The organism is Gelidibacter sp. (assembly GCF_035577925.1).
In the GTDB taxonomy this organism is placed as follows: domain Bacteria; phylum Bacteroidota; class Bacteroidia; order Flavobacteriales; family Flavobacteriaceae; genus Gelidibacter.
This window is the reverse complement of sequence record NZ_DATJCY010000198.1, coordinates 1-7,757: the sequence shown is the minus strand read 5'-3', so window position 1 is coordinate 7,757 and position 7,757 is coordinate 1. Positions and strand designations below refer to the sequence as shown.

Genomic DNA, 7,757 nt, shown 5'->3' with positions numbered 1-7,757 from the left:
TTTTTGATGAAATCAACAACAAAAGCTTCGCTTATTTCCTTGCCATTGATCTTAATACGTTCTCTAAAATCTTTTAAATGTGGTGATGTATAAAGTCCTACTTTATAACCGGATTCTTGTAAAATAGAAGCCAACATATGACTTGTGGAGCCTTTTCCGTTGGTTCCGGCCACATGAATGCTTTTAAAATTACTTTCGGGATGATGCAGATGTTCTACAAATTGTAATGTATTATCCAAGTTAGCTTTATAAGCCGTTTTACCTTGGTTTTGATACATGGGCAACTGCTGAAACATCCAATTGACAGTATCTTGATAAGTCATTTTATTGGGTAACGCTAAAATCTATTTTCACAAAACCTATTTGCGAAGAAGGTGCTTTTGGATCAGCAGGCCATTTATAGGTCAATGCTGTTTTTTTTGCAGCTTCATACAAACAAATATTTCCTGTTGTTCCTTTCTTTCCTGGAATGGCATTTACCACGCGGCCATCTCTATTGACATGGATTTCGACAACAACACGCCCTTCTTCATTGCAATCAGGAACAACTTTACTGTTAGAAGGTCGTCCTCTACCCCTTAAACCATATCCTGTTCCGCTACCACCACTTCCGGTACCCGGTTCACCAAAATAACTCGGCGCATACGGATCACCATCCAGTTGACCTTTATCTCCAGCTTTGGAATCATCACCTTCACCTCCGGCAACTTTTCCATCTGATTTTTTAACGCCACCTATCAACGCATCCAATTTTGCCCTTTTATCAGCTTCTTCTTGACGCTTTTTGGCTTCGGCTGCTTCTCTTGCTCGTTGGGCACGTTCTACTTCTGCTTTGGCATCAGCCTCCGCTTTGGCTTTGGCATCGGCGGCTTCCTTTTGCTTTTTCATGGCAATAGCCTCGGCATTATCGGCGGTTAATACCTTTTCCGATGGTTGCTCCGATTTTTTTGGTTCGGCCTTTGTTTCTTCAACTTTTGATTCTTTAACAACAGGCTCAGTAATAACTTCTTTAGGTTCGGACTTAATAGGTTCCAAAGGTTGAACTTTACCACTGCCCACGTCTGAAGTCCCAAAATTAACCGCAACACCGTATTCCAGAGGTGGATCCATATATGGTGGACCAACCACAAAAAGCAGCAAAAACAGAATCACCACAATAAGCGTGGTAATTTTTGCTGAATTGCGTTGATGTTTGGTTTCTAAAAACTTCATACTAATTAGGCTTTACTGCCAAAATAACTTTAAATTTATTTCTGTTGGCAATGTCCATCACTTTGACTACATTCTCAACAGCAACCGATTTTTCTGCTCTTAAAACAATGGTTGGTTCTTGTTGATTGGCCAATAGATTTTTCAATTCGAGTTCCAAAACGCTTTCACCAACCAATTTTTGATCGATATAATAATTCAGATCCTTTGTAATACTTACGGCCACTGATTTTTTATTCTCAGTTTTGCCATCAGCTTTTGGCAACAAAATATCAATGGCATTGGTAGTTACCAAGGTTGATGCCAACATAAAAAATATCAATAACAAAAAGACAATATCGGTCATAGATGACATATTGAATTCTGGTGTTACTTTATTTCTTCCTCTTATATTCATAAATACGAATTATCACAAACTGGTTCTAATCAAATTATATAGGCTCATTAAGATGATCTAAAAACTCTAATGAATTAGCTTCCATCTGATAGACCACCTTATCGGTTTTAACCACCAAGTGGTTATAGGCCATATAGGCAACAATCCCAACTATCAATCCTGCAACCGTGGTGGTCATGGCCGTATAAAGACCATCTGCCAATAATTTAATATCTATTTGGCCACCGGCATTGGCAATTTCAAAAATGGATAAGATCATCCCGATTACCGTTCCCAAAAAACCAATCATTGGCCCTACTCCCGAAATGGTAGCAAGAACACTAACGTTTCGCTCCAATTCATACAGTTCCAATCGTCCAGCACTTTCAAGTGCCGTGCCAATATCTTCCAACGGCTTTCCTATTCGACTGATGCCTTTGTTGATTAAGCGGGACACCGGCGTGTTAACTTGAGCACATAAAATTTGGGCTGAATCAATTTTACCGTTACTCACATGATCCTTTATTTGATTCATAAAATTTGAATCTATTTTTGATGCGGCCTTTATGGCAAAAAGTCTTTCAAAATAAATGTAAATGGCAAAGACCAACAAGACAAACAAAATTGCGATGATAACCATCCCAGCAGTTCCTCCACTTGCTATCAATTCAATAATTGATAATGTTTTTTCAACCGATTCTTGCTCTGGAACAAGTTCTACAACCTCTTGTAAAGTACTGCTTAATATCATAAGTATTATCATAAAATTTATATAGCTAGAGTATAACGTTTAATACAATGCTAAAGTATGTTTATTTAAAATATAATTTATCTTCTAAATCTAAAAACTATTATACACAACAAAATCCAACAAGCACTAGCAATGCATATTTTTCAGATACCAGAAAAATAGAATGACTGGCTATTTAATTTCTTAAAATTTTTATTGGTAAATAAAAGGTAACTCTATCTTCTTGCAATGTTCATTTTTAATGTTTGAGTAGCATAATAAAAATATACTTTTTTAACATTGTGCAACAAATATAAAAAACTATAAATCTCTTTGAATTAAATTCACAAATATTTTACGAATAATAAATTTTACCCGAGCTATGGTCCTTTAATGCACCTGTAACACTGCTCAGGCAATTAAATTCATTTCGAAGTTTTAAAACACCCAAAAATGCAAATATGAGTGCTTCTTTGTATTCTATTATTGAATTCTCAGGAATAACAATGTTATGGTGGGTATTATCAGACAAACGATCCATGAAAAAAGTATTAAAAGCGCCGCCTCCTGTTGTTAGGACAGAAACTTTATTTTTAGAACTAATTTGATTTGCAATCTGAATGGCACAGTGTTCAACAAACGTTCTTAATATATCGATGACATTTAATTGATACGAATCAATCAAAGGGAAAACTTCAGATTTCACCCATTCCAATCCTAAAGACTTTGGAGGTGAGGCCTTATAAAAATCCAGTCCGTTCAATTGTTCTAGCAATAAATCTTTGATTTTTCCAGAAGCTGCAATTCTTCCGCCATCATCATAGTCAAGTCCCAATTTGGACACATAATAATTAAGAACAATATTCACAGGGCACACATCATAAGCGATCCGTTGACCATGAATTTCAGAAGATATATTTGCAAAACCGCCCAAATTCAAACAATAATCATATTCCGAAAACAACAGCCGATCACCAATTGGCACCAATGGTGCACCTTGGCCACCCAAAGCAACATCTTCAACCCTAAAGTCGCACACGACAACTTCATTTAAAAGTGTTGCGAGCTTTGGTAAATTCCCTATTTGGTAAGTCAATCCATTTTCTGGTTGATGCAACGCCGTATGCCCATGGGAACAAACGGCATCCAGATTAGTAAGTGCATGTTTTTGGATAAACTGACCGATCACTTGTGCTATAAAATAGGTATAATCTTCATCTAACTGTCGGAGCTCTGACATTGAAAACGTCACTAAATCCCTTAGTTTTCCGACCCAAAAAGAGGGATAAGGAAAAGTCTCTGACTCTAAAATCTTAAAAGTCCATCCATCAGAATAGGTGAAAACACAATGTGCCAAATCTATCCCGTCTAAGGACGTACCAGACATAACACCTATAACGTTGTAGTTATTTTTAATCATAAGCGTAAAAATAGCCATTCAAATTGAAAAAATAGCAGTAAAACCTTATATTTGGGATCGTTTTTTAATATATCAACAATTATTTTACAATATGGACTTTACGTTAACCGAAGAACACAAATTAATTCGTGACGCCGCTCGCGACTTTGCCAATACCGAACTCCTTCCAGGTGTTATTGAACGTGATAATAAGCAAGAATTTCCGCAATCCCTTGTCAAAAAAATGGGCGAACTGGGTTTTCTAGGGATTATGGTTGACCCTAAATATGGTGGAAGTGGGATGGACGCTATTTCGTATGTATTAATCATGGAGGAATTGTCCAAAATCGATGCTTCAGCTTCGGTAATCGTTTCCGTCAATAATTCTTTGGTTTGCTATGGCCTTGAAACTTATGGTAACGAAGAGCAAAAACAAAAATATTTAACAAAGTTAGCAACTGGAGAATATGTTGGAGCATTTTGTTTAAGCGAACCAGAAGCCGGAAGTGATGCCACCTCACAAACAACCACAGCGATTGATAAAGGCGACCATTATATTATTAATGGTACCAAAAACTGGATTACCAGTGGCGGACGTGCCGATGTCTATTTGGTCATTGCCCAAACTGACAAACACAAAGGCTCACACGGCATTAACGCCTTCATTCTTGAAAAAGGAATGCCAGGTTTTGAAATTGGACCTAAAGAGGATAAACTAGGCATTAGAGGAAGTGATACACACACGCTTCAGTTTAACGATGTAAAAGTACCTAAAGCAAATAGAATTGGTGAGGACGGTTCTGGATTTCGTTTCGCCATGAAAACACTTTCTGGCGGACGTATTGGTATTGCTGCGCAAGCCCTAGGAATTGCTGCGGGTGCTTATGAATTAGCCCTTAAATATTCAAAACAGCGCAAAGCTTTTGGAACTGAAATTTGCAACCATCAGGCCATCGCTTTTAAATTGGCCGACATGTACGTAGATATTGAAGCGGCCAGACATTTGGTCATGAAAGCGGCTTGGGATAAAGATCAAGGTAACAACTACGACGTTTCGAGTGCTATGGCAAAATTATTTGCATCAAAAGTGGCGATGCAGCACACCGTTGAAGCCGTCCAAATTCATGGTGGCAATGGTTTTGTTAAAGAGTATCATGTAGAGCGATTGATGCGCGATGCCAAAATCACACAGATATATGAAGGTACATCAGAAATTCAGAAAATCGTGATTTCAAGGAATCTTATTAAGGAATAGTAGTATTTTCAGATATATTTACGAAAGACTCAACTTAGGTTGGGTCTTTTTTTTATGATCTAAATATTAAAGGAATGAGATTTCTTTAAAAAAATCCTCCTAATCTTTTTTCATACTATTCAAAACCAACCTGATTTCATGATATTGATATTTCTGATCCAACTGATTCTTTAAATCTGAAAGATTTTCAAAGGTATGTTTAGGAATATTTTCTAACAGTTCGTTATAATGATCTTCTGAAATCAACGCGCCTATTTTAATTTCACCAGTATTCACAAACTTAGATAAGTGCCCGAAGATTGTTGTTTCCGCAAGTTCGCGTTCCGAAGCAATTTCCGAAATGGTCTTTCCGGATTGGAATAATTCCAAAGATATTTTATCGGATTCGCCTTTTTGAAATGTTTTTTTTGGTACTGTTTCTTTCTCAAAAACAATGGTGTCATCGGTTTCTATATCGTTTTCTTCGCAATACGCTTTTATGACCTCAAGAATTTGAGCGCCATATTTCTCAACACGAATTTTCCCAAAACCATTGATCTCCAAAAGTTGTTTTTTAGTAACCGGAAGCTTTTCACAGATTTCGTATAATGCTTTTTGTGTGAAAATTTGATAATGAATCAGATCATTTTCATCGGCAATTTGATTTCTTAATTCGCGTAGCATTTCAAATAATTCAATATTGACAGTACCATCAATAACCGATGCTCTTGACTTTTTAGGTTTGTCCTTGGTCAAAAAAACCGATTTAGCCCTTAACTCCAAAAACTGTTGTATAGAAAAACCTTCTGCCAATCCATTAAAATATGAAAGTTTAGCCGCGAGGAACTCTTCTATAATGTCTAAACTTTTAATCAAATCCAATTCAATCGCTTTATTATCGGTGGCGTAATTAAAGGATTTTAAAGGAATGACAATACACTTCTCGGTTTCCGATTTGAAATAAGCAATACCCTTTTTAAATCGGTCTTGAATAGAATTTTGGACTTCAGGCAAATCATCAACATCAGCAATTTGCTTTAATTGCACATTAAAACTAGTACTGACTTTTAACAGATTGGTAATGCCGTCTTTCATGGCTATCAACGGCAACTCGACGTTTCCCTGAATACTACCTCTATTTTTATAGAAAATGTCCAACAGGCGATTAACCGGATTTAAGAATTCATAAAAATCAAATATTTCATGAATGGATTCGAGTTGAAAAGCTTTCCTTGCTAAATTTAAAGAGTTTTCATCGGGTTGGTTCTCAGTAGATAATTTCGTAAACGCACTGACCTGATGATCATTAATAATTTGGCTAGAATCAATTTTACTTTTTAAAACGAGTCCTTCCAACGATTTACATCGGCTTAAAGCCACATAAGTTTGTCCATGTGCAAACGCTCCTTGTGCATCAACGATAGCCTTTTCAAACGTCAGACCCTGACTTTTATGTATGGTAATGGCCCAAGCCAAACGCAATGGTATTTGAGTGAACGACCCGATTTTATCCTCTGTGATGGCTTTGGTTTCAGGATGTACAGAATAATTGATATTCTCCCATTCTTCCGGAGTAGTAACAATGTTATAGTCATCATCAGGACATTTCACGATCACTTCATCTTTGTCTAACAAAATGACCTTGCCTATTTTTCCATTAAAGTAGCGTTTTTCGGGCGAGCTATCATTCTTGATAAACATCACCTGCGCACCCACCTTTAATTGCAGTTGCTCACTATTTGGAAAAGCATGGTTCGGAAAGTTTCCTGACACTTTTGCTTTATAGATATATGCCTTTGAGGTCAAAGCCTCCAATTCGGCATTATTAACTTGTTCCGCTCTATTATTATGCGTGGTCAACGCAATATACCCTTCTTTTGGATCGGGTCTAAAATCTTTGATATAACGCTTGTTCAATTCATTCGCAGCGGCTTCTGAAAGCGTATTGTTTCTGATTTCGTTGAGAATTTCAATAAACTTAGGATTTTCCTGTCTATAAATATGCCTGAGCTCTATAGTAACTGCATTACAGGACTGATAAGCATAGCTACTGAAAAAATATCCAGTTTGATAATACGGTTTCAACAGTTGCCATTCATCCTCTCTAATAACAGGCGACAGTTGTTGTAAATCACCAATCATTAACACCTGAACGCCTCCAAACACTTTACTTCTATCTCTAAATCTTTTTAACGTCTTATCAATGCCGTCCAATACATCGGCACGCACCATACTTATCTCATCAATAATAAGCAAATCCATGGATTTAATGATATTGATTTTTGTTTTACTGAATTTTTTATTGAATCCTGATGAGTTAGTGGAATCGGAATCTGGCAAAATAGGACCGAAAGGCAATTGGAAAAAAGAATGGATCGTAACCCCTTTAGCATTAATAGCCGCTACTCCCGTTGGCGCTACCACTACAATACGTTTTAAAGATTGCTGCTTCAAATTATGAAGAAACGTGGTCTTTCCAGTGCCGGCCTTTCCTGTTAAGAAAACGCACTGAATGGTATTGTTTACAAAATTCCACGCTAGTTCAATATCTTTATTTACCTCCATTATACCCTATTTTTAACAGCAATTAAAATTACACAAAAATTGCGTTGTTTTCATATGGTCCCTGGATAAAACCTGTGACTTTGGAGGTCATGCGCTGGTTCGGTTTTCCACAAAACAAAAAAGTCCCCAACATTTCTGTTGGGGACTCTCCAAGAAAGGCGATGTCCTACTCTCCCACTGGTGCAGTACCATCGGCGCAAACGGGCTTAACTTCTCTGTTCGGAATGGTAAGAGGTGAGCCCCG

General features: G+C 37.1%; 6 protein-coding genes, 1 rRNA gene and 1 pseudogene. 1 reads left to right on the top strand and 7 read right to left on the bottom strand.

All coding sequences use genetic code 11. From position 1 onward, the window contains the following. The 5 genes and pseudogenes from VNJ50_RS07595 to VNJ50_RS07575 form a co-directional block, all read right to left on the bottom strand. A pseudogene (locus VNJ50_RS07595) lies at positions 1 to 323 on the bottom strand (bifunctional folylpolyglutamate synthase/dihydrofolate synthase); the annotation flags it as partial. Position 324: 1 nt separating this feature from the next. Next, on the bottom strand, positions 325 to 1,212 hold the full coding sequence (locus tag VNJ50_RS07590; protein ID WP_325580558.1) for an energy transducer TonB: 888 nt from the start codon (positions 1,210 to 1,212) through the stop codon (positions 325 to 327). Position 1,213: 1 nt separating this feature from the next. After that, on the bottom strand, positions 1,214 to 1,606 hold the full coding sequence (locus VNJ50_RS07585) for a biopolymer transporter ExbD (RefSeq protein ID WP_325580556.1): 393 nt from the start codon (positions 1,604 to 1,606) through the stop codon (positions 1,214 to 1,216). Between the two features lie 34 nt (positions 1,607 to 1,640). Beyond that, complete coding sequence (locus VNJ50_RS07580; RefSeq protein WP_325580560.1) at positions 1,641 to 2,336, bottom strand: MotA/TolQ/ExbB proton channel family protein; 696 nt, start codon at positions 2,334 to 2,336, stop codon at positions 1,641 to 1,643. 334 nt (positions 2,337 to 2,670) lie between these two features. Then, entirely contained in the window at positions 2,671 to 3,735 is a 1,065-nt protein-coding gene (locus VNJ50_RS07575) for an anhydro-N-acetylmuramic acid kinase (RefSeq protein ID WP_325580555.1), read from the bottom strand. A 91-nt stretch (positions 3,736 to 3,826) separates the two neighbouring features. On the opposite strand from VNJ50_RS07575, the gene VNJ50_RS07570 reads away from it, so the two are divergent. Beyond that, positions 3,827 to 4,969 (top strand): acyl-CoA dehydrogenase, encoded by a 1,143-nt coding sequence (locus tag VNJ50_RS07570; RefSeq protein WP_325580553.1) that lies wholly within the window; start codon positions 3,827 to 3,829, stop codon positions 4,967 to 4,969. A gap of 99 nt (positions 4,970 to 5,068) precedes the next feature. Here VNJ50_RS07570 and VNJ50_RS07565 read toward each other — a convergent pair whose 3' ends face one another. Together VNJ50_RS07565 and rrf are read right to left on the bottom strand one after the other, a co-directional pair. After that, positions 5,069 to 7,513, bottom strand: a complete 2,445-nt coding sequence (locus tag VNJ50_RS07565) for a helix-turn-helix domain-containing protein (protein ID WP_325580551.1) — start codon at positions 7,511 to 7,513, stop codon at positions 5,069 to 5,071. 153 nt (positions 7,514 to 7,666) lie between these two features. Next, positions 7,667 to 7,757: ribosomal RNA gene (gene rrf / locus VNJ50_RS15690) — 5S ribosomal RNA — on the bottom strand; the annotation flags it as partial.